At 66.6% G+C, this 17,458-nt stretch carries 18 protein-coding genes; 15 read left to right on the forward strand and 3 right to left on the reverse strand.

The window, feature by feature from the left end; translation table 11 throughout:
* The first annotated feature begins 129 nt into the window (after nt 1–129).
* Complete coding sequence (gene meaB, locus A5752_RS15935; RefSeq protein WP_067087440.1) at nt 130–1,017, forward strand: methylmalonyl Co-A mutase-associated GTPase MeaB; 888 nt, start codon at nt 130–132, stop codon at nt 1,015–1,017.
* Here meaB and A5752_RS15940 read toward each other — a convergent pair.
* Nucleotides 972–1,592 (reverse strand): TetR/AcrR family transcriptional regulator, encoded by a 621-nt coding sequence (locus A5752_RS15940; protein ID WP_067087443.1) that lies wholly within the window; start codon nt 1,590–1,592, stop codon nt 972–974. The genes meaB and A5752_RS15940 overlap by 46 nt on opposite strands.
* Before the next feature lie 88 nt (nt 1,593–1,680).
* Between A5752_RS15940 and A5752_RS15945 the strand changes: the two genes are divergently transcribed.
* Genes A5752_RS15945 through A5752_RS15960 form a run of 4 tightly spaced genes read left to right on the forward strand, consistent with a single transcriptional unit; the run spans nt 1,681 to nt 4,111 of the window.
* Entirely contained in the window at nt 1,681–2,388 is a 708-nt protein-coding gene (locus A5752_RS15945; protein WP_067087446.1) for a hypothetical protein, read from the forward strand.
* Between the two features lie 17 nt (nt 2,389–2,405).
* Nucleotides 2,406–3,221, forward strand: a complete 816-nt coding sequence (locus tag A5752_RS15950; RefSeq protein WP_082963919.1) for a hypothetical protein — start codon at nt 2,406–2,408, stop codon at nt 3,219–3,221.
* Nucleotides 3,218–3,814 (forward strand): cytochrome c oxidase subunit 3, encoded by a 597-nt coding sequence (locus A5752_RS15955; RefSeq protein WP_067087451.1) that lies wholly within the window; start codon nt 3,218–3,220, stop codon nt 3,812–3,814. The genes A5752_RS15950 and A5752_RS15955 overlap by 4 nt, the downstream gene beginning before the upstream one ends.
* Nucleotides 3,815–3,817: 3 nt before the next feature.
* Nucleotides 3,818–4,111 carry a cytochrome C oxidase subunit IV family protein gene (locus A5752_RS15960; protein WP_067087454.1) on the forward strand — a complete coding sequence of 98 codons (294 nt, stop codon included), beginning with the start codon at nt 3,818–3,820 and terminating at the stop codon, nt 4,109–4,111.
* Nucleotides 4,112–4,195: 84 nt separating this feature from the next.
* On the opposite strand, the gene A5752_RS15965 is transcribed toward A5752_RS15960, so the two are convergent.
* Together A5752_RS15965 and A5752_RS15970 are read right to left on the reverse strand one after the other, a co-directional pair.
* Nucleotides 4,196–5,800: an FAD-dependent oxidoreductase gene (locus A5752_RS15965; protein ID WP_067087456.1), complete on the reverse strand. Its 1,605-nt coding sequence runs from the start codon at nt 5,798–5,800 to the stop codon at nt 4,196–4,198.
* A gap of 28 nt (nt 5,801–5,828) precedes the next feature.
* Nucleotides 5,829–6,581, reverse strand: coding sequence for an IclR family transcriptional regulator (locus A5752_RS15970; RefSeq protein ID WP_082963918.1), 753 nt, complete (start codon nt 6,579–6,581; stop codon nt 5,829–5,831).
* Between the two features lie 141 nt (nt 6,582–6,722).
* Here A5752_RS15970 and A5752_RS15975 point away from each other — a divergent pair, with 141 nt between their 5' ends.
* Genes A5752_RS15975 through A5752_RS16020 form a run of 10 tightly spaced genes read left to right on the forward strand, consistent with a single transcriptional unit; the run spans nt 6,723 to nt 17,420 of the window.
* Nucleotides 6,723–7,643: an alpha/beta fold hydrolase gene (locus A5752_RS15975; RefSeq protein WP_231983431.1), complete on the forward strand. Its 921-nt coding sequence runs from the start codon at nt 6,723–6,725 to the stop codon at nt 7,641–7,643.
* Nucleotides 7,640–9,340 carry a bifunctional 3-(3-hydroxy-phenyl)propionate/3-hydroxycinnamic acid hydroxylase gene (locus A5752_RS15980; protein WP_067087465.1) on the forward strand — a complete coding sequence of 567 codons (1,701 nt, stop codon included), beginning with the start codon at nt 7,640–7,642 and terminating at the stop codon, nt 9,338–9,340. Before A5752_RS15975 ends, A5752_RS15980 begins: the two co-directional genes overlap by 4 nt.
* Nucleotides 9,288–10,208 (forward strand): 3-carboxyethylcatechol 2,3-dioxygenase, encoded by a 921-nt coding sequence (locus tag A5752_RS15985; RefSeq protein ID WP_067087505.1) that lies wholly within the window; start codon nt 9,288–9,290, stop codon nt 10,206–10,208. The genes A5752_RS15980 and A5752_RS15985 overlap by 53 nt, the downstream gene beginning before the upstream one ends.
* Complete coding sequence (locus tag A5752_RS15990; protein WP_067087468.1) at nt 10,201–11,970, forward strand: FAD-binding protein; 1,770 nt, start codon at nt 10,201–10,203, stop codon at nt 11,968–11,970. Before A5752_RS15985 ends, A5752_RS15990 begins: the two co-directional genes overlap by 8 nt.
* Nucleotides 11,967–13,307, forward strand: a complete 1,341-nt coding sequence (locus A5752_RS15995) for an LLM class flavin-dependent oxidoreductase (protein ID WP_067087471.1) — start codon at nt 11,967–11,969, stop codon at nt 13,305–13,307. Before A5752_RS15990 ends, A5752_RS15995 begins: the two co-directional genes overlap by 4 nt.
* 23 nt (nt 13,308–13,330) lie before the next feature.
* On the forward strand, nt 13,331–14,149 hold the full coding sequence (locus tag A5752_RS16000) for a coniferyl-alcohol dehydrogenase (protein ID WP_067087474.1): 819 nt from the start codon (nt 13,331–13,333) through the stop codon (nt 14,147–14,149).
* Between the two features lie 30 nt (nt 14,150–14,179).
* Nucleotides 14,180–15,175: a cyclase family protein gene (locus A5752_RS16005; protein ID WP_067087476.1), complete on the forward strand. Its 996-nt coding sequence runs from the start codon at nt 14,180–14,182 to the stop codon at nt 15,173–15,175.
* 12 nt (nt 15,176–15,187) lie between these two features.
* The gene (locus tag A5752_RS16010; RefSeq protein ID WP_067087479.1) at nt 15,188–15,778 is read left to right on the forward strand and encodes an NADPH-dependent FMN reductase; all 591 of its coding nucleotides are present in this window, start codon (nt 15,188–15,190) and stop codon (nt 15,776–15,778) included.
* A complete protein-coding gene (locus A5752_RS16015; RefSeq protein WP_067087481.1) occupies nt 15,775–16,614 on the forward strand; it encodes an alpha/beta fold hydrolase in 840 nt (279 codons plus the stop codon). Before A5752_RS16010 ends, A5752_RS16015 begins: the two co-directional genes overlap by 4 nt.
* On the forward strand, nt 16,611–17,420 hold the full coding sequence (locus A5752_RS16020; protein ID WP_067087484.1) for an SDR family NAD(P)-dependent oxidoreductase: 810 nt from the start codon (nt 16,611–16,613) through the stop codon (nt 17,418–17,420). Before A5752_RS16015 ends, A5752_RS16020 begins: the two co-directional genes overlap by 4 nt.
* The last annotated feature ends 38 nt before the right edge of the window (nt 17,421–17,458 follow it).

Genomic DNA, 17,458 nt, shown 5'->3' on the forward strand with positions numbered 1-17,458 from the left:
GCGGTGTGGTGGACGCGGAGTTCACGCCGCCGGCGATCACCACCTGGTCCATGTCGGCGCCGATGTGCGCGGCGGCGGGATGGGATCGGCCACGGTCATCGAGGTGCCGGCTCCGTAGACTGCCAATCGATGACCAGCTCAGACCGCATCGCCGAGCTCATCGAGGCGGCGCGTAACGGATCGGCCCGCGCGACCGGCCGGTTGCTCAGCGTTGTCGAAAGCCCCCGGCGCAGCGAGCTTCTCGAAGCGCTCGGACCTGTCGACCTGCCGCGGGTCGTAGGCGTGACGGGTCCGCCGGGAGCGGGGAAGTCGACGACGGTCGGTGCGCTCGTGGGCGCATATCGGGAACGCGGCGAACGTGTCGCGGTGCTGGCGGTCGACCCGTCGTCGCCGTACAGCGGGGGAGCGCTGCTCGGCGACCGGATCCGAATGGCCGCCCACATCAACGATCCCGACGTGCTCATCCGATCCGTCGCGGCGCGCGGACATCTCGGCGGGCTGGCCGCAGCGGTACCGGCGGCGATCCGAGTGCTCGCGGCGCTGTCCTACGGGTTGGTGGTGCTGGAGACCGTCGGCGTCGGGCAATCCGAAATCGAGATCGCGGCCGTCGCCGATCCCACCGTCGTCATCCTGAATCCCGGCGCCGGTGACGCCGTACAAGCGGCCAAGGCCGGCCTGTTGGAAGTGGCCGACATCGTCGTGGTGAACAAGGCCGACCGCGAGGGTGCCGATCAGACCGTGCGCGACCTACGCGCCGAGACGATGGCCCCGGTCCTGAAACTCGTTGCGGCACAGGGTGAGGGCCTCGCCGAACTCGTCGATGCCATCGAGGCGCACCACCGCTCCGACAGTCCAGAACGACGCGCCGCGCGGGCCAGGGCGCAGATCTTGTCGTTGGCGCAGACGCTGCTGCGTACTCATCCCGAGCTGGACCGGTTGGCGGCGGCCGTCGCCGACGGCGACGACGACCCCTACACCGCCGCCGAGCGCCTTTTCGTCGCGCGCGACGAGCCTTGAGCGGGCAGGTCCAGCATGCGGCGCGTCATCTGCTCGAGCTGGACGCGCAGCGTTTCGCCGTCGATGTCGGCCAGTAGCGGGTGCATGACCGCGACGCTGATCGCGCTCGACAGCATCGCCGCGTGCAATCGCGCCTCGACACCTGCCTCGGTGCCGAGCAGCGCGGCATAAAGGCGTTCGATGAACCGTTGAAATGGTTCGTACTCGGCCTGCAACCGGATGATGACCGGATCGAAGAGGGGCACGCTGAACGCGCCGCGACGATCGATCGCCTGCTCGATCATCCGGTCGAGGAGCACCTCGCGCGCCCGCAGCGGATGTCCTTGAGCCTCGGCGGCTTCCAGAGCATCCTCGAGCTTGCTCATCTCCCGCTCGGTGATCGCGATGACGATCTCTTCCTTGGTCTTGAACTGGCGGTACACCGCCGCCTTCGTCACACCCATCGCGTCGGCGATCATCTGCAGCGACGTCCCACTGACGCCGTGTTCGGAAATCAGCTCCAAAGCGGCGTCGAGCACGCGCGTCTGGGCCGCGGTGCGCGTGATCGCGCTGAATCTCTGCTCTGCCGTGGCCACATCGACGAGGGTAGCCGACCATTGACCGCTTAGTTGCCGATCGGCTACCGTCCGAGTAGCCGATCGGCAACTAGCGTTGGGACGGACGATGAGACGAACTGATGGCGAGTTGATCATGCTGTGGGCGTTGCCCGCGATGGTGATCATCTGGGCCTCGGCCTTCTTCCTTTTTCCCGGTTTCCTGCACCCGATGTCGCCGACGATGTCCGCCGAGGAGGTCGCGGGTTTCTACCGCGACGAGACGGCCCGAATCCGGTACAGCATGATCCTGTTCAACTGGTTCGGCGTCGGGCTGATCCCGACTGTCGTCCTGATTGCGATGCAGGTCCGCAAGATGGCACACCGGACGCCGATCCTGTCCTACTGCCTGATCGCGTGCGCCGGCGGGCCGCCGACGCTGTTCCTGATCGCCAACATGTTCTGGTTGCTGGGCTCCTTCCGGCCCGAGCGTTCCCCCGAGCTCACACAACTGCTCAACGACCTCGCCTGGGTCACCTTCACAGTGCTGGTGCCCTATCTCATCGCGCAGTGCCTGATATTGGCACTCGCGATCTACTGGGATCGTCGGGATCAGCCCGTTTTCCGGCGGTGGGTGGCGCACTTCAACCTGCTCATCGCCGTCGCACTGATGCCGGCGGCCTTCGGCGCGGTGACGTTCGAGGGCCCGTTCGCGTGGGACGGCGTGCTGTCCTTCTGGGTCAAGAACATCGCGATCGCGGTCTGGATCGCGGTGATGGGAATCGTTCTGGCTCACAACATCCGCCGCCAACGGTCAGAGGTCGCGGTCGCCGCATGAGCTCGAGCACCGAACCGATGGCACCGCCCGAGCCGCCCGGCGAGTCGCGGCTAGCCCGCCTGGTCTGGAACTGCCGCTACCACCCCAAGCGTGAGTTGTGGTTCGCGTGGTGGGTGATGGTGATCTTCTATCAGCTGTACGGCGTGCTGTTCTTCCTCGTCACCCGGGTGCAGCCGCCACCGAGTCCCGACTGGGACACACCGTTGGTGGTGCAGTGGTTCGCCGATCGTCATCTCGGTCTGCTCACGGGGTTCGGCGTCGTGTTCCTGATCTCGGGCATGTGTGCGCCGATGAATGCCCTTCTCGCATACTCGATGTGGCGAATGTCGGTGAGCCGCGTGTTCGCCTACTCGTACCTGATCATGTATTCGCTCGCCGCCCTGCCCGGCATGCTGGTGATGGCCATCGCGATGACCGTCGGTGCGTTGCGGCCGGACCGCGACCCCGAACTGATCGTGTGGATGTATGACTTCGCATTCCTGTCGTTCAGCGGAACGATGGGGGTCTTCCTGGTCGGTTCGGTGGTCTGGCTGGTCGCGATCCTGCTGGACAAGAACAACGTGTTCCCGAAGTGGTTCGCATATCTGGGGCTGTGCAACGCGCTGACCGAAGTCGTCGTCGCGCCGGCCTGGATCTTCCAGCGCGGTGCCTTCGCCTGGAACGGTGCGATCGCGTGGTGGATCAACATGGTCGTGTTCATCCTCTACACCGCGGCGTTCATCATGTTGCTGCGAAAGATGATCGAACGAGAGGACTTCGGGACGGGGCCGCTGCCCGACCTGCCGTCGAAAGGTGTCACCGAACCACCGCAAACCGTGGAGGCGGTTCGATGACCGATCTGGTCGCCGGCGAGTCGAATCGGCTCGACGACAAGCCACAGCGGCGGGTGCCCGGTCAGCCGGACATGTGGTTGTTCGTGCTGTTCGAGGCCATGCTTTTCACCGGCTACTTCTCCGTCTACCTGGCGCTGCGCACGCAGAACGCGGATCTTTTCCTGGAGTCCCAAGCGGATCTCGATCTGCGGATCGGAGTGTTCAACACCATTGTCCTGTTGACCAGTTCGTGGGCGATCGCCCGTTGTGTTCGCGCCGCACGCGAGGGCTCCTACCGCTCGGCGATGAGGTTCGCCTGTGCGACCGTCGGTCTCGGCGCGACGTTCGTCATCTCGAAGGTGTGCGAGTGGATCTCGGAGATCCGGATGGGGAACACGTTCACCAGCGACGAGTTCTTCCAGCACTACTTCTTCCTCACGTCGCTGCACTGCATTCACGTGCTCATCGGCTTCATCGTGTTGGGCGTGGTCGTCTACCAGTTGCGCAGCCCGGCGCGACGCTCGCAGGAACTCGTGGAAACCGGTGCAACATACTGGCACACAGTGGATTTCCTGTGGGTGCTGATTTTCGCGATGCTCTACGTGGTGAGGTGAGCGGTGACCAACGCGTCGAACAAGAGGCTCGTGATCGCCTGGGCGGTGCTGACTCTGTTGACGTTGGCCTACGTCTGGATGGACGAAGCGGTCGACCAGAACGGCACGCTGAAGGCCAGCACCGTGGTCACCGTCAGCGCGATCGCCATCGCTCTGATCAAGGTGCGCATCATCTTCCGGGAGTTCATGGAGGTGCGCCACGCCCCGGCCTGGCTGTGCCGCCTCACCGACGGCTGGGTGGTTCTCGTCGCGACCTGCCTGTTGAGCAGCTACTTCATCGGTATGGCGGTCGCCTGACTCTTTCGCGAGCAGACGCAAAGCTGCCCAATTGCCGCGTGAAATAGGCAGTTTCGCGTCTGCTCGCGAGGGAAAGGGAGGGGGTTACACGCGCGCGGAGACCGCGAGACCCGCGCGGTAGCCGAACACCATGGCCGGGCCGATCGTTCCACCGGCGCCGCCGTACGCCTTACCGGTCGCGCCCGCCATGGCGTTGCCCGCGGCGAACAGGCCAGGTATCGCCGACCCGCTGACGTGCAGCACCCGACCATCGGCGTCGGTGCGGGGCCCGCCTTTCGTGCCCATCGCCCCGATCGACACCGGCACGGCGTAGTACGGCGGCGTATCGATCGGCCCGAGGGTGCGACGGGCGGGCGTCGGCGCCTTGTCGTCACCCCAGTAGCCGTCGTACGCGCTCGAGCCGCGACCGAAGTCGGGGTCGACGTCGTCGGCCACGCTGTCGTTCCACGCTCGCAGCGTGCGCGCCAGCCCGTCGGGATCGATGCCGGTCTTCTCGCCGAGCTCCTCCAGATCCTTCGACGGCGAAAACCAATCCGGGGCAGGGCCGTCCGGGTCGATGCCAAGGAACCCGTACTTCTTCAGGTGAAGCGAGTCGAAGACGATCCACGCCGGATCGTTGGCGTACCCGAGCTTCGGGTCCAGATAGTGGAACGGGCCCGCCATCGAGTTGTACTCGCCGGCCTCGTTGAGGAATCGCTTACCCGCCCGGTTGACGATGATGCTGCGCGGTCGTGTCCGTTCCAAACGCACGCTGCGGCTGCGCGGTTGCCCTCCGAAGGTGTCGCCGGGAAGTTGGACGATCGGCACCCACCATGCCTCGCCCATGTTGGCCAGATCGGCGCCGTGCGCCATCGCCATCCGCAGGCCGTCGCCGGTGTTGTTGGGCGGTGACACCGGTCCTCGCATCGGACCCCGCAGATACGCCTCGACCAGCTTGCGGTCCCACTCGAACCCGCCGGTGCTCAGGATGACACCGCGACTGGCGCGCACGCGCAAGTCGTTGCCGTCCTGCGAGATTCGCACACCGGTGATGCCGAGCGGATCGGCGAGCAGTTCGACCGCCCGTGCGTTGGTGTGCGGCACCACGCCGAGGTCGAGCAGGCCCTTGAGTAGTCCGGCGACCAGGGCCGTGCCCGCCACACAGTAATCACCGGATTCGTCGTCGACCGACGCGTGGATGCGCGCGCGGGTCTCGGCGTCGATGCCGACGTTGCTGAAATCGGCCGGAAACGAGGTGATGCGGTCACGCCACTCACCGAGGCGGCCCAGATCGAACGGTTTGGCGTTGAGAGACCGCCCGCCCGCCGGGCGTCCGCCGGGAAGCTCGGGTTTGTAGTCCGGGAACCCCTCGGCGACCTCGAACCGTAGATCACTGTGTGCCTCAACGAAATCGAGCATTTCCGGGCCGGTGCGCACGAATGTCTCGACGAGGTCGTCGTCCATGTAGCCCAGCGACTGTGCCCGCAGGTAGGCCATCGCGTCCTCGACGGTCAACTCACCCTCGGCGGCCCGATTGTGCGCCGGAATCCAGATGATCCCGCCCGACACCGCCGTCGTTCCTCCGACGGTGGCGGCCTTCTCGTAGACCTCCACCGACGCGCCGTTGGCGGCGGCGGCCAGCGCCGAGGTCAGACCGGCTCCGCCGCTGCCGAGTACGACCACGTCGACGTCATGATCCCAATCGGTCACGTGCTGCTCCTTCCGGCTGGACTGATATCTAGCTGAGGATCGCGGACAGCTCGTTGGCCGCCCGGACGACCGCGTCTTTTCCGCGCATCAGGACATCTTCACGATGCGAGATGAGGTTGATACACGTCGGCGGCGCCGGCGGCCGCCTGCGCACCGGGACCGCGAGCCCGTAGGTGTTCGGCTCGATCTCACCGTGCGTGATCACCCAGCCCTGCTCCCGGGTGACCGGAACCAGGTCACGCTCACCGGGGCGCGGCGGCATGCTCGACAGCAGCGCGATCCCGGCGGCGCCGCGGTCCAGCGGATAACGGCTGCCCTCGTGAAACGACAGTTGGTAGAAGACGTTCGTCGGCACGATAACGGCGATCGCGACCTGCTGATCGCCCTCGGCGACGAGTAGCGACACCGTGCTCGCGAGTTCGTCCGCGAGCCCGCGCAGCGTCGGGATGCTCAGCTGGCGCACGTTGTTGTCGAACGACGCCCCGAGCACCGCCAGGGCCGCCGCCGACCGGTAACGGCCGTCCTCACCCTTGAGCACCAACCGAAACTGAGACAGCGTCGAGAGCATCCGATACGCGATGGTCCGGTGGACACCGATGTCGTCGGCGACCTGCTGCGCGGTCAGGCCGGTGCGAGAGCTGGCCACCAGCTGCAACGCGGCCAAGCCTCTGGCCAGCGTCTGCGAGCCGGGCGCCCCGTTGGGCACGGCGCTGGTCGGCTCCGTCCCCTGCCGGGTCCGGCCCTGCTCGACTCGGTGTCGGGCTCCGCCCTCCGAAGGCATGGCGTCCCTTCCTCGACTTCCCTTGACATCTAGCTGCCACGAGAGTGATGCTCTGACTATAGTGCACATGGATGTGCGATAAATGAGCAAAGTGCTTACAAAATACGAGAATTCAATTCTCGCGGTCAAGAGAGGGTGAGCGTGTCTGAGCCGGATTCGCTGGTGGCGTCCACGGCGGCCGACGGGCGTTCCGCCTCGGCCGAATTCGAGTCCGTCTGGAGCGATCTGCAGGGCGTCGCGTTCTCGCAGGGCTATCTCGACGCTGGCGGTATCCGCACCCGGTATCTGCACGCCGGTGACACCGACAAGCCGGTGCTCGTCTTCCTTCACGGGTCCGGCGGGCATGCGGAGGCATACGTGCGCAACCTCGAAGCGCATGCCGAACACTTCTCGGTCTGGTCGATCGACATGCTCGGTCACGGCTACACCGACAAGCCCGGGCACCCACTCGAAGTCCGCCACTATGTCGACCACCTGCTGGCGTTCCTCGATGCCGTCGGCGCCGAGCGCGCCCACATCAGCGGCGAGTCGCTCGGCGGCTGGGTCGCCGCCCGTGCCGCCGTCGACCACCCCGACCGGTTGGACCGGCTGGTGCTCAACACCGCGGGTGGATCGCAGGCCGATCCCGAGGTGATGAAGCGGATCATCACCCTGTCGATGGCCGCCGCCGAGAACCCGACCTGGGAGACGGTTCAGGCCCGCATCAAGTGGCTGATGGCCGACAAGACAAAGGATTACGACGACATCGTCGCCAGCAGGCAGCGGGTGTACCGCCAGCCCGGCTTCGTGGCGGCGATGCGCGACATCATGGCGCTGCAGGATCCGGAGATCCGGGCCCGCAACCTGCTCGGGCCCGAGGAATACGGATCGATCGCCGCGCCGACGCTGGTGGTGTGGACCAGTGACGATCCCACGGCCGACGTCGCCGAGGGACGGCGCATCGCGTCGATGATCCCGGGTTCCCGCTTCGAATTGATGCCGGGTTGCGGTCACTGGCCCCAGTACGAGGATCCCAAGACGTTCGATCGCCTGCACCTTGACTTTCTGCTGGGGCGGCGATGACGGCGACCGACGTCGACGTCGTCATCGTGGGCGCAGGCCCGTCGGGCCTGACGCTTGCCAACATCCTTGGCCTGCATCGGGTTCGGACGCTGGTGGTCGAGGAGCGCGACACGCTCATCGACTATCCGCGTGGTGTCGGTCTCGACGACGAGGCGCTGCGGACGTTCCAGTCGATCGGCCTGGTCGACCGGGTACTGCCGCACACCGTACCGAATCAGATCCTGCGGTTCTTCGACGCGAAGCGACGGCTGCTCGCCGAGATGGCGCCGCCCGACGCCCGGTTCGGCTGGCCCAAGCGCAACGGCTTCGTGCAACCCATGGTCGACGCCGAATTGTTCGGCGGCCTGGACCGATTCGACCATGTGGAGGTCCGGTTCGGGTGCCGGATGGAGAACTGCGACCAGAGCGACGACGCGGTGACGGTGCATTTCGCCGACGGCAAACCGTCGGTGACGGCCCGATACGTGGTCGGATGCGACGGCGGCCGCAGCGCCACCCGGCGGTTGATGGGAGTGTCGTTCGACGGAACCACATCGTCCACCCGCTGGCTGGTCGTCGACGTCGCCAACGACCCGCTCGGTCACCCCAACAGCGAGGTCGGCGCGGACCCGGCGCGTCCCTACGTGTCGATCTCGATCGCCCACGGCATCCGCCGCTTCGAGTTCCTGATCCATCCACACGAGACCGATGCGCAGGCCGACGACCCGGTCTTTGTCAGAAAGATGTTGGCGCAACGGGTTCCGTACCCCGACCAGGTCGACATGATCCGGCACCGGGTCTACACCCATCACTCGCGCATCGCCGGGTCGTTCCGCAAGGGCCGAATGCTGCTGGCCGGTGACGCCGCCCACCTGATGCCGGTCTGGCAGGGGCAGGGATACAACAGCGGGATCCGCGACGCGGCCAACCTGGGGTGGAAGCTCGCCGCGGTGGTGACCGGTCAGGCCGAGGATGCCCTGTTGGACACCTACGACGTCGAGCGGCGCAAGCACGCCCGCGCCATGATCGATCTGTCCACGATGGTCGGCCGCGTCATCTCGCCGACCAACCGCCGCGTCGCGGCGTTGCGAGACAAGGTCATTCATGCCGCGTCCGTGGTGCCGTCCCTGAAGCGCTACATCCTCGAGATGCGTTTCAAGCCGATGCCGCGCTACCAGCAGGGCGCCGTGTTCCACTCCGCGCCCGGCGCGGGTGCCACCGGGGCGGTGTCGCCGACGGGCACGCTGTTCATCCAACCCCGCGTCGACACCCGCACCGAGCAGAACCTGCTGCTCGACGACGTCCTGGGCCCGGGCTTCGCGGTGCTGTGCTGGAGCAACAACCTGCGCGCGATCCTGGGTGAGAACGCGTTCAACCGCTGGAAAGCGTTGGGCGCGGAGTTCATCGAGGCCCGCCCGATGACCCAGCTGCGCTGGCCCGGCCACGACGATGACGATGTCGTGGTGGTCGGCGACAAGACCGGTGCGCTCAAGTCGTGGTTCGACACCTACACCGACTCGGTGCTGTTCCTGCGGCCCGATCGCTGCATCGCCGGGGCCTGCATCGCCCAGCGCGCCGCCGAAGTCAGCGAAGCGCTCTTCGACGTCCTTTATCTGACCCAGGGAGGAGGCACCGGATCTCATGGGCACACTGGCCCTGTGCTGCATGTCGCACAGCCCGCTACTGAACCTTCCGGGACCGTCACGGGAACTCCTTGACGACATCGAGACGGCGATCTCCGGTGCACGCCGGTTCGTCAACGAGTACGACCCCGAACTCGTCGTCATCTTCTCCCCGGACCACTACAACGGGTTCTTCTATCGGACGATGCCGCCATTCTGCATCGGCACCGCCGCCCAGGGCGTGGGCGACTACGGCTCGCACGCAGGACCGTTGAACGTGCCCGAAGACATCGCGACCGACTGCGCGCGAGCGGTTCTCGAGTCCGGTATCGACGTCGCGATCTCGGCGAGCATGGACGTCGACCACGGCACGGTCCAACCGCTGCAGAACCTGTTCGGCGAGGCGACGGCCGTGCCGGTGATCCCGGTCTTCATCAACTCGGTCGCCACCCCGCTCGGGCCCGTGCGGCGGGTGCGGGCGCTCGGCGCGGCGCTCGGCGCCTTCCTCGCGACGCTCGACAAGCGCGTTCTAGTCGTGGGATCCGGTGGGCTGTCCCACGATCCGCCGGTGCCCACGCTGGCCACGGCGCCGCCGGCGGCACTGGAGCGGATCGTGCACGGCGCGCCGATGACGCCCGAGCAGCGGCAGGCGCGTCAGGTCGCGGTGATGGACGCCGCACAGGCATTCGCGCACGGCGAGAGCCCGTTGCAGCCGCTGAACCCGGACTGGGACGCCGCCTTCCTCGAGTTGATCGACAACAACCGGCTCGCCGAGGTCGACGCCTGGTCGAACGAATGGATCGAGCGGGAAGCCGGCCACTCCGCCCATGAGGTCCGGACGTGGATCGCGGCGTTCGCCGCTCTCGCCGCACACGGCCCATACCAAACCGAGCAGCGGTTCTACCGAGCGGTGCCGGAATTGATCGCAGGATTCGCAGTCAGGACGGCGGTTTTGGATGTCTGACAAGTTCGACCACACCGTCGACGTGCTCGTCGTCGGCTCCGGTGGCGGCGGGATGACCGCGGCGTTGGCGGCCGACGCGTTCGGCCTGGACACGCTCGTCGTGGAGAAGTCGTCATACTTCGGGGGGTCCACGGCGTTGTCGGGCGGCGGCATCTGGGTGCCGGGCGCGCCGGCGCAGCGTAAGGCGGGGTACGTCCCGGATCCCGACGGCGTCGTAGAGTACCTGCGCCAGATCACCGGCGGCCTGGTCAGCGACGCGCGGTTGCGCCAGTACGTCGACACCGCGCCCGAGATGATGGAGTTCCTCGAAAAGCTCAGCCCCTGGTTCGAATTCGTGTGGAAGCCGGGGTACGCCGACTACTACCCGGAGGTGCCGGGCGGGTCCGCGCAGGGCAGCACCATCAACGTGCCCGCCATCGACCTGCGCAAACTGGGTGACGAGGAGCAGCACCTGCTGCAGCCGCTCGCGCTGGCGCCGAAGGGAATCTGGTTCGCGCCCAAGGATCTTCGGCTGTTCTACCAGGTCCGGCAGAACTGGCGAGGCAAGGCCGTCCTAGTCAAACTGATCTGGCGGATGTTTCGCGCGCGTGTGTTCGGCGATCGGATGGCCGCCATCGGCCAGTCGCTTGCCGCCAGGATGCGACTTGCGCTCAAAGCGCAGAACGTCCCGCTGTGGCTCGACTCGCCGATGACCGAGTTGATCACCGATGTCGACGGCGCCGTCGTCGGTGCGGTGGTTGAGCGTGACGGCCGTCAGCAGCGGATCGGGGCGCGCCACGGCGTCATCCTTGCCGCGGGCGGCTTCGACCACGACATGGAATGGCGCCGCCAGCACCTTCCGGTACTCGAAAAGGATTGGAGCTTCGGCAATCCCGCATCGATGGGTGACGCCATCCGGGCGGGGGAGAAAGTGGGCGGTTCGACCGATCTGCTCGACGAGGCTTGGTGGTTCCCCGCGATCTGCTGGCCCGACGGACGGCTGCAGTTCATGCTCAACGAACGCATGATGCCGTCACAGTTCGTGGTGAACGGCGAAGGTAAGCGGTTCATCAACGAGGCCGCCCCCTATATGGACTTCGCGCACGCGATGATCGAAGGCCAGAACAGCGGGGTCACCCACATACCGTGTTGGCTGATCACCGACATCCGGTCGTTCCACCGGTACGTGGTCGCCGGGCATCTGCCGATCCCGAAGATCCCGTTCGCGCCCGTGCCGACCGGCTGGAAGGTGCCCAGGGCGTGGCTGGAATCCGGTGTCGTGCAGGAGGGGAGCAGCTTCGAGGAACTCGCGGGCAAGATCGGCGTGCCGCCGGACCACCTGCGCCGGACCGCCGAGCGTTTCAACGAACTGGCGCGCAAGGGTCACGACGACGATTTCAACCGGGGAGATTCGGCCTACGACAACTATTACGGCGATCCGACGCTGCCGAATCCGAATCTGCACCCGTTGGGCGAACCGCCGTATTACGCGTTCCAGATCATCCTCGGCGACCTGGGCACCTCGGGCGGTCTGCGCACCGACGAGTACGCCAGGGTGCTGAGTGCCGACGACGGGGTCATCAGGGGCCTCTACGCCGTCGGCAACACGTCGGCCGCGGTGATGGGCCGCAGCTATGCGGGCGCGGGCGCCACCATCGGGCCGGCCATGACCTTCGGCTATGTCGCGGCCAAGCACATCGCCGAGCAGCTGTCCGGGTCTGGAGTTCAGACCGGCACTAGTACCGATTCGTCACTCGATACACATCGAAAGGTAACGAAATGAAGATCTCGCTGTTCTACGAATTCCCACTGCCGCGGCCGTGGAGCGAAGACGACGAGCACAAGCTTTTCCAGGACGGTCTCGACGAGGTGGAGCTCGCCGACAAGGCCGGGTTCTCGACGGTGTGGCTGACCGAGCACCACTTCCTCGAGGAGTACTGCCACTCCACCGCCCCCGAGATCTTCCTGTCGGCGGCCAGCCAGCGGACCGAGAACATCCGCCTGGGCTTCGGCATCATGCACCTACCGCCGGTCGTCAACCACCCGGCCCGCGTCGCCGAGCGCGTCTCGACCCTCGACCTGATCTCCAACGGCCGAGTCGAATTCGGCACGGGCGAGTCGTCGTCGGTCGGTGAACTCGGCGGCTTCGGTGTGGACCCCGCCGACAAGCGCGCGCAGTGGGAGGAAGCGCTCGAGGTGTCGATCCGATGCATGACCGAGGAGCCGTTCAGCGGCTTCAAGGGACAGCACATCGAGATGCCGCCGCGCAACGTGGTGCCCAAACCGCTGCAGAAGCCGCATCCGCCGGTCTGGGTGGCCTGCACCCGGCCCGCATCGGTCGCCATGGCCGCCCAGAAGGGGCTCGGCGCACTGAGTTTCGCCTACACCGGGCCGGGCCCGCTGAAGGAGCGGGTGGACGGCTACTACAAGGAGTTCGAAGAGAACGGGGCGCCGGTCACCCCGCAGATGAACCCGAACATCCTGGCCATCGGCGGCGACCTGTCGATGATGGTGGCCCCCACCGACGAACAGGCCATCGAACGGCTCGGCATGGGCGGTGGCTTCTTCGCGTTCGGGATCATGCACTACTACATGACGGGCATGCACACGCCGGGCCGCACCGGGGTGTGGAAGCGCCACCTCGAGGAGATCGAGAAGGATCCCAGCATCGTCTACGGTCCCGACCGCGGTCCCATCGGCAGCCCCGACACGGTGCGTCAGTTCCTGCGTGGCTACGAGGAAAGCGGTGTCGACGAGCTGATCCTGCTGCTGACGCCGCGCAGGCACGAGGAGACCATGGAGTCCATCGAGCTGATGGGCAAGGAGGTGCTGCCCGAATTCATCGAACGCGACGAGAAGGCGCGGGCGGAGAAGGCCAAGCGACTCGAACCGGTCATCGAGAAGGTCGAAGCGCGCCGGCCACCGTCGCAGGCGCCGGTCTTCGACGAGAGCTACGCGTTCGGCGGGCTGCCCACCGGCCGCCAGAACTACACCGCCAACGAGGTGTCGCTGGCCATGGACGAGATGAACGCGGGTATCGAGGCGGCGGCCGCGAAACTCAAGTCAGGAGAAGGGTGGACGAGCCGCAACCCCGACGCGGACGCCAAGACCGCGAAGTGATCGGGGCCGGCCAGAGATGAGCCATGGGCCGAACTGAGGAACTGTGGCGCTACGACGGGCGCCGTGTGGTCGTCACCGGATGCGCCTCGGGCATCGGTGCCCATGTCGCCCGTCAGGTCGCCGACCTCGGCGGTGAGGTGATCGGACTCGACATCAAGCCGCCGGCCGAAAGCATGGGCGAGTTCGTCGAACTCGATCTGTCGGATCAGGCGTCGATCGACCGGGCCGCCGACGCGGTCGGTGGCCCGGTCGACGCGCTGTTCAACGTCGCCGGGGTCTCGTCGGGGATCAAAGACCCGCTGCGCGTGGTGACGATCAACTTCCTGGGCACCCGGCGGTTCACCGAGGCGCTGGTGCCCCGGATGCCGACCGGATCCGCGATCGCCAACGTCTCGTCGCTGGCGGCGTCGGCGTACCGGCAGAACGCGCCCGTCACCTCCGGTCTGGTCGACACGGACTCGGTCGAGACGGGAATCCAATGGTGTGAAAGCCACCCCGAGGCGCTGGCCGACGGTGGCGGTTACCGATTGTCGAAGGAGGCGATCATCCTCTACGGCATGGCCCAGGTGACCGCATTGGGCGCAAAGGGGATTCGAATCAACTGCACCGCACCCGGAGTGACCGACACGCCGATCCTCGACCAGTTGCGCAGCGCGTACGGGCAGGAGTTCCTCGACTCGTTCCGGACGCCGTTGGGCCGGGCCGCCGAGCCCGAGGAGCAGGCCAGCGTGCTGACCTTCCTCAACAGCAGGGCGGCCAGTTACCTCACCGGACAGGTGATCTGGGTGGACGGCGGCACGACGGGGGAGACGGACCTCGCGGGATCGGTACGGCGGCGGTGAAGTGAGAGTCGGGACGGTGAAAGGCAATCCATGGCCAGCATGAAGGAGTTCCGTCGCGTCGCCGACGAGGTGCGCAACTGGGGCCGCTGGGGTGACGACGACGAGTTGGGCACGCTGAACTTCATCACGCCCGAGAAGGTCGCCGAGGCGGCCTCGCTGGTCAAGAAGGGGACCGTCATTCCGCTCGGCGGTGACTTCGGCTCCAACGGCCCGCAGGGGGCGTTCCAGTTCCGACCGAACCCCACCCATGTGATGACGGTCGACGGCGGTGACGCGAACACACTGGTGCAGTACGGGCCCCAGTGGCTGCGCAACTCGGTCGCTCATCAGCTCAGCGAGTTCTTCGTCGACAACCCGTTCCGCTTCAACGACGACATGATCGTGATGCCACTACAGGCGGCGACGCAGTGGGACGCGATCTCGCACGTCTACTACGACGACAAGCTCTACAACGGATTCCCCGCAGATTCGGTGACCAGTTTCGGGGCGTTTCATCTCGGGATCGAGAAGGTCGACGTCAAGGGCATCACCTCACGGGGGGTGCTGCTCGACGTCGTCAGGCACCGCGGCGCCGACGTCTTCCTCGAACCCGGAACTCCGGTGACACCAGCAGAACTCGACGATGTCGCCAAGGCCCAGGGGGTGACGATCACTCCCGGGGACATCGTCGTCGTGCACACCGGCTGGTGGACGCGGTTCCTGTCGACGGGCGACGGCGCCGAGCCGGGATCCGGGTTGGACTGGACCTGCGCTCGGTGGCTGCACGACCACGACGTCGCCGCGGTCGCGGCCGACAATCTGATGGTCGAGGACCCCGATCCGGCCAACGGTGTGGAGGGCACGTTTCTGCCCATGCACATGGTCTGCCTGCGTGACATGGGCCTGATGTTCGGTGAGTACTGGGACCTCACCGGGCTGGCGGCCGACTGCGCCGCCGACGGCGTCTACGAGTTCCAGCTGATCGCCCCGCCGCTGAAAGTCGTTGGCGCGGTGGGCGCTCCCGTCAGTCCGATCGCAATCAAGTAGTAGGTGAAGGAAATGACCGCAAGCACCACAACCGGCGGTGCGCCGTTCGTCGTCGGACTCGGCGGCACCCTGCGAGCGAACTCGTCGACTGAACGCGCGCTGCGATACTGCCTGGCATCGGTCGAGCAGCAGGGCGGGCGGACGAGGCTGTTCGCGGGCCCCGATCTGGACTTACCGATGTACGCCCCGCACTCGCTGGAGCGCACGCCCGCTGCCCTCGAACTCGTCGGCGCGCTGCGCGATGCGGACGCCGTCGTCGTCGGCTCGCCCGGATACCACGGGGCGATCTCCGGGTTGGTCAAGAACGCGCTCGACTACATCGAGGACCTGCGCGAGGATCCACGCGTCTATCTGGACAACACACCCTGGGGATGCATCAGCTGCGCCTACGGGTGGCAGGCCGCGGTCGGCACCCTCGGGCAGTTGCGGTCCATCGGGCACGCGTTGCGCGCGTGGCCGACCCCGCTCGGGGTCGCGATCAACTCCGCCGACGAGATCTGGGACGCAGCAGGGGAATTGGTCCACGACGCCACCCAGAATCAGCTCGATATGCTCGCCACGCAGGTGCTCTTCTTCGCCAAGACTGCCCGGGAGACCGCGTGACGCATCCCGAACGCAAATCGGTGCTCGTCGACGGCCTCGTCACCGGCTATCTCGAAGCGGGCGATGGCGATCCGGTGGTCCTGCTGCACGGCGGTGAGTTCGGCGCCGGCGCAGAGATCGGGTGGGAGCACAACATCGCCGCGCTCGCGACGCGCTACCGCGTGCTCGCGCTCGACATGCTCGGGTTCGGCGAGTCGGCGAAGGTCATCGACTTCAACGACGGCCGCGGTATGCGGATCCGGCACATCGCCCGGTTCTGCGAGGTCGTCGGCGTCGATTCGGCGCATTTCGTGGGTAATTCGATGGGGGCGGTCAACCTCTTCGTCGACGCCACCTCCGAGTCGCCGGTGTTGCCCGCGCGCAGTCTGGTGGCCATCTGCGGGGGCGGTGAGATCCAGCGCAACGAGCACTCGGCCGCGCTGTACGACTACGACGCGACGATCGCCGGGATGCGCCGGATCGTGACGGCGCTGTTCTATGACGCGTCCTATCCCACCGACGATGCATACGTCCAGCGTCGCTACCAGGCGAGCATCGCGCCCGGGGCGTGGGAAGCCTTGGCGGCCGCCCGGTTTCGGCGGCCTGGCCTGGAGCCCCCGCCTTTGCCGTCGAGCACGCGGGCCTACGAACGCATCACGGTGCCCACCTTGGTCGTCGAGGGCGGCGGTGACAAACTGCTGCCCCCTGGGTGGGCGGCCGAGATCGCGGGACAGATCCGCGGCGGCCGGTCGGCGGTGATCGACGCTGCCGGGCACTGCCCGCAGATCGAACAGCCCGACGCGGTCAACGAACTACTGCTCGGCTTCCTGGCCGACTTACACGAAGGGGCGGCATGAGCGGCGAACTCGAGGGCAAGGTTGCGGTCGTCACGGGCGGCGCATCCGGACTCGGCGAAGGTCTGGTGCGAAGGTTCTGCGCCGAGGGCGCGAAGGTTGTCGTCGGCGACATCGACCGCGAGGGCGGCGCCCAACTCGTCGCCGACCTCGGCGATTCCATCCGCTTCGTCGAAACCGATGTGGCCGAGATCGATCAGGTGACCCGGTTGGTGACGACGGCGGTCGAGGAGTTCGACGGCCTGCACGTGATGGTCAACAACGCGGGCGTGTCGGGCAAGATGTTCCCCAAGTTCCTCGACGACGACCTGGCCGATTTTCATCAGGTGATGGCGATCAATGTGCTTGCCGTCATGGCCGGTACACGCGACGCCGCCCGGCACATGTCGAAACACGGTGGCGGGTCCATCATCAACCTCACCTCGATCGGTGGCATCCAGGCCGGCGGCGGGGTGATGACATACCGGGCGTCCAAGGCGGCCGTCATCCAGTTCACCAAGTCGGCGGCGATCGACCTGGCGCACTACGAGATCCGTGTGAACGCCCTCGCGCCGGGCAACATCCGGACCGCGATCGTGCGCAAGTCCGCCACGGGGGAGGACCTCAAGCGTCTCGAGGAGTTCGAGGCCAAGATCCGCGAACAGATGCGCAACGACCGACCCCTGAAGCGCGAGGGCACGGTCGACGACGTGGCCGAGGCCGCGCTGTACCTCGCCGGTGACCGATCGCGGTACGTCACCGGAACGGTGCTGCCCATCGACGGCGGGACCAGCGCAGGCAAGGTGATCGTTCGCAAACCGAAGCCGTGACAACTTTAAATCAGTCACTTGACTTAAGAACGCGGGCG

The sequence above is a fragment of the Mycobacterium sp. 852002-51961_SCH5331710 genome (genome assembly GCF_001665535.1).
Lineage (GTDB): Bacteria > Actinomycetota > Actinomycetes > Mycobacteriales > Mycobacteriaceae > Mycobacterium.

What these genes read in the sequence shown, in the direction of transcription:
- meaB (WP_067087440.1), top strand. Translation starts at nt 130, where the DNA reads ATGACCAGCTCAGACCGCATCGCCGAGCTCATCGAGGCGGCGCGTAAC.
- A5752_RS15945 (WP_067087446.1), top strand. Translation starts at nt 1,681, where the DNA reads ATGAGACGAACTGATGGCGAGTTGATCATGCTGTGGGCGTTGCCCGCG.
- A5752_RS15950 (WP_082963919.1), top strand. Translation starts at nt 2,406, where the DNA reads ATGGCACCGCCCGAGCCGCCCGGCGAGTCGCGGCTAGCCCGCCTGGTC.
- A5752_RS15955 (WP_067087451.1), top strand. Translation starts at nt 3,218, where the DNA reads ATGACCGATCTGGTCGCCGGCGAGTCGAATCGGCTCGACGACAAGCCA.
- A5752_RS15970 (WP_082963918.1), bottom strand. Translation starts at nt 6,581, where the DNA reads ATGCCTTCGGAGGGCGGAGCCCGACACCGAGTCGAGCAGGGCCGGACC.
- A5752_RS15980 (WP_067087465.1), top strand. Translation starts at nt 7,640, where the DNA reads ATGACGGCGACCGACGTCGACGTCGTCATCGTGGGCGCAGGCCCGTCG.
- A5752_RS15985 (WP_067087505.1), top strand. Translation starts at nt 9,288, where the DNA reads ATGTCGCACAGCCCGCTACTGAACCTTCCGGGACCGTCACGGGAACTC.
- A5752_RS15990 (WP_067087468.1), top strand. Translation starts at nt 10,201, where the DNA reads ATGTCTGACAAGTTCGACCACACCGTCGACGTGCTCGTCGTCGGCTCC.
- A5752_RS15995 (WP_067087471.1), top strand. Translation starts at nt 11,967, where the DNA reads ATGAAGATCTCGCTGTTCTACGAATTCCCACTGCCGCGGCCGTGGAGC.
- A5752_RS16000 (WP_067087474.1), top strand. Translation starts at nt 13,331, where the DNA reads ATGGGCCGAACTGAGGAACTGTGGCGCTACGACGGGCGCCGTGTGGTC.
- A5752_RS16005 (WP_067087476.1), top strand. Translation starts at nt 14,180, where the DNA reads ATGGCCAGCATGAAGGAGTTCCGTCGCGTCGCCGACGAGGTGCGCAAC.
- A5752_RS16010 (WP_067087479.1), top strand. Translation starts at nt 15,188, where the DNA reads ATGACCGCAAGCACCACAACCGGCGGTGCGCCGTTCGTCGTCGGACTC.
- A5752_RS16020 (WP_067087484.1), top strand. Translation starts at nt 16,611, where the DNA reads ATGAGCGGCGAACTCGAGGGCAAGGTTGCGGTCGTCACGGGCGGCGCA.